The sequence below is a fragment of the Phormidium sp. CCY1219 genome (assembly GCF_055795085.1).
Genome location: NZ_JAYFEQ010000345.1, coordinates 1 through 3,233, shown reverse-complemented (window position 1 = coordinate 3,233; position 3,233 = coordinate 1). Strand labels below are relative to the sequence as shown.

4 protein-coding genes are annotated in these 3,233 nt (G+C 50.6%); 2 read left to right on the top strand and 2 right to left on the bottom strand.

Annotation, left to right across the window (positions count from 1 at the left end):
- The first annotated feature begins 394 nt into the window (after window positions 1-394).
- Entirely contained in the window at window positions 395-535 is a 141-nt protein-coding gene (locus tag AC0QH1_RS06175) for a hypothetical protein (protein WP_324630066.1), read from the top strand.
- A 42-nt stretch (window positions 536-577) separates the two neighbouring features.
- Here AC0QH1_RS06175 and psb29 read toward each other — a convergent pair whose 3' ends face one another.
- Window positions 578-1,285: a photosystem II biogenesis protein Psp29 gene (psb29, locus tag AC0QH1_RS06170; protein WP_324630065.1), complete on the bottom strand. Its 708-nt coding sequence runs from the start codon at window positions 1,283-1,285 to the stop codon at window positions 578-580.
- A 399-nt stretch (window positions 1,286-1,684) separates the two neighbouring features.
- Here psb29 and AC0QH1_RS06165 point away from each other — a divergent pair, with 399 nt between their 5' ends.
- The gene (locus AC0QH1_RS06165) at window positions 1,685-2,317 is read left to right on the top strand and encodes a chromophore lyase CpcT/CpeT (protein WP_324630064.1); all 633 of its coding nucleotides are present in this window, start codon (window positions 1,685-1,687) and stop codon (window positions 2,315-2,317) included.
- A gap of 64 nt (window positions 2,318-2,381) precedes the next feature.
- Here the strand turns inward: AC0QH1_RS06165 and AC0QH1_RS06160 are convergent, their stop codons facing one another.
- Complete coding sequence (locus AC0QH1_RS06160) at window positions 2,382-2,750, bottom strand: STAS domain-containing protein (RefSeq protein ID WP_168569439.1); 369 nt, start codon at window positions 2,748-2,750, stop codon at window positions 2,382-2,384.
- Window positions 2,751-3,233: the final 483 nt, after the last annotated feature.

The following is a 3,233-nucleotide window of genomic DNA, read 5'->3' as shown; positions in this document are numbered from 1 at the left end:
GGTTAAGCCAGTGTGTTGAATAAAGTACCGACCACCTAACAACTTCGAGGCAAACTTTACCCTGGAAACAGGAGATAGCCAACTCATGTTCGTACTAGTCGTAGATAAAAACAGAAAACCGCTAAACCCCTGTCATCCGGCAAGGGCTTTGCGCCGGCTTTTTCTGAGTCGGGGTTGACAAAAAAGGGGATATTGGCTATAATGGAGTCGTAGCGGCAGGCATGGCTTTTATGCATTGCATAAATTGCTTAATGGCGCTGCTTGCACCTATAATTTCAGCTTCGCTTTCTATTATATCACGGCTGAAAAAAAAAGGGAATTTTCGCCCCGCAATTTCTATTTCCCCGGTTTTCACCCTAAGCAAAAAATCGGGCAATGTGCAGGGGACAAGGGAATGCAATTTAAAGGTTTAAATGCCTGCAAGAAAAGCGATCGCGGAACCTGTGGAGAAATGGCCAGCAAAAGCGATCGCCCACCCAAGGGGAGGCGATCGAATTGCGGCAATGAGTTGGGGTGCGGTTCATGGGCGATGTAGCCCAACTTAACCACAGGTAGGCGTCGCGCGTGGGTAAGGCGCTTACTCCGGGGAACTAGGCGGCGTGGTGACGGCACCTTTTTGTTGCTCTCGCTCTTCGCGTTTTTTGCGATCGGCAGCCAGAATGTCTTCCATTACCAATCGCGCTTGGGTGATTTTTTCCAAGTTGCTGCGGTAGAGTTCCAGGTCTTTTTGGATTTTCTCTGCCGGCAGATTGAGCGCCTTTGTCATTTTGTGCAACGCTTCCTGACGCTTTTGGTCGTTCGTCACCCGCTCGGGATCCGCCTTTTCGAGTAAAGTAAACAGACCCACAGCAAACAAACGGCTGTACTTAAATTTCGGATTATTTGCGATCGCGTGCAAGATTCCTTGGAAGTCGCTCTCCATATCCGGATTTGCAGACAGGCTCAACAGCTCCACCATTTCTTCTCCAGAATGATTGGCAGCCATATTCTGCAACCATTCGGCATCTTGGCGATACTGTTGCGCGTCAGCTTCCAAAGACTGACAAAGCGCTTGAAAAATCGACTCTTTATCCCGGTCGGGTCGATAGCCTTGCATAAATCGGTCAAATGAGGTGACAACCCCCAAGCCATAGATAGGGTTGTACTGAAAATCCACATTCACCGAAAGCAAATGCATTTCCACCATTAACTCTTCCACCACCCGTCGGTAAATGGAGTTAATGGGACGGGTGTGAATCGAGTAAAAAGCTCGCTTGGTATCTGATACGGTGCGGACGTTATTCACCTAAAACCTCTGGGCATCTGGAAATCCCGCCTCGTGAAAGAGCGGGCAAGAAAAATAATTGGGGACCTCAGTCCCCGTGAGGGAACCCAGTTTTTGCTTGGAACTGGGAAACCGACTCAGCGCAAGCTGATAATCTTCGCGCCGAACCAAACTCATCGGTTCGGACTGTCCGAGTAGCCCAGTCTTCTCCCTCGGAAAACGGTAGAACTACCCGGTTTTAGAGCGTGATAATAAATAGAACTTTTTTCTATTCTCTCCCGAAGACCGACGTTTGCCAATACTCAGGGTGGGGATCGCACTCGCCGTCTGGGATTGAAACGTTTAAAATGCAGGATCGAAGCCACTGACTGCGGCCATCTTAGCCGTGAATATGCAATTGGAAAGAGTTTGGAATAACTGATGACCCTGACACCAGAATTATTGACCCTGGGGCGCTACCTGGCGGGAGAATTTGAGAATCGAGAGCAAGCGATCGCAAACCCCGCGTGGTACGTTCACCTGCGCTTATGGCAGCGACCCGTTCGATCGCCCCTGTTTTCCGAACCCAGCCTTACCTTCTTTGCCGAACAAGCCAACATCGTCCAACTAGACCAGCCCTACAGACCTCGGATTATGCAAATCCGAGAGCAGCCGCAAACCCCAGGCGATCGCTGCCAGTTTGAAGTCCAATATTACATGTTAAAAGATCCGGCCCAATTCCGGGGAGCCGGTCGCCAACCGGAGAGACTCGGGCAGCTAACCCAGGCGCAAATAGAACGGTTGCCTGGGTGTACCCTCACCGTCAGCAAGCAACCCCTCGGTAACGGGGCTTTTCGCTTTTTGGCATCCTTACCCCCACAGGCACGCTGCTGCTTTACCTATCAAGGGGAAACTCGCCAAGTTTACCTCGGGTTCGAGGCATCACCCACCGAATTTCTCAGCTATGACAAAGGGATTGACCCAAACACGGGAAAAGCGCTGTGGGGCGCAGTGCTAGGGCCATTCCGCTTCACCAAGCGTCAGGATTTTGCTGGCGAACTGGCTGGAGTTTAACGGTTGGGGAGTTCCAGTTTTTGTGGCCGCGGCCACCCTAGCCAATTCCTGGACGAAATTCCACTTAGGCGCTGGGAATGCGGGGCACTCCTTCTAAAGCCTCTTCTTCCGTCTCAAAGATTTCAAAAACGGAATCCATCATAGTGACTTCAAAAACCAATTTGGCTTCCGGATGAACGTTACAAATGCGGAAACTGCCTTTAACTTTATCCGCATCGCGCATCCCTGCCACTAGCGACGTGAGGCCAGAACTGTCAATAAAGTTAACTTGACCCAAGTTCACCACAATATGACGACTCAGTTTAGAGATGCACTCCTGCAATTTGAGGCGAAATTGCCATGCCGTGGTAATGTCTAGGCGACCCGTTGGTGCCAAAACAATGACGGTGGTTCCATCTTGGGTCGTGTGGGTTTTTTGCTCGATATGGATCACGGGCCCTCCCTATTACGCTAGTTGCCTACCTCGCTTTTGTAGTTTAGCAAAATCGTCGCAGTTGACCCCTCTTCAACCCGCTTGGTTCGGAGGGCAAGATTGCTAGATCGATTGCGCTATCGAAGCCTAAATCTTCGGATTGCTTCCTGCTAGGGGAAGCATGAAAGCGAGTTGCACCACTACTACACTATTGTGCCACTACCTTGCCGCCAGCGATCGCCTCTTTTTTCCTACTCCCCCCTACTGTTAGGTGCAAAGCGACCAAAACCAAGCACTTCCTCCAGGAACGCGAACCGAACCGTTGCCTTTCTTTCCCCACTGCGGCAAGATTCATTTCCCGTTGCACACCGAGCGTTTATTATCACAAATCGCATCATTTGTCAACCCCCGCCTGAAAAAAATTCCCCCATCATCAGAAATTAGGGTTGGTAAGGGGGAGAACGGAAACCCTCGTCATTTATGCGTAGGGAGGAGTTCTCCCCC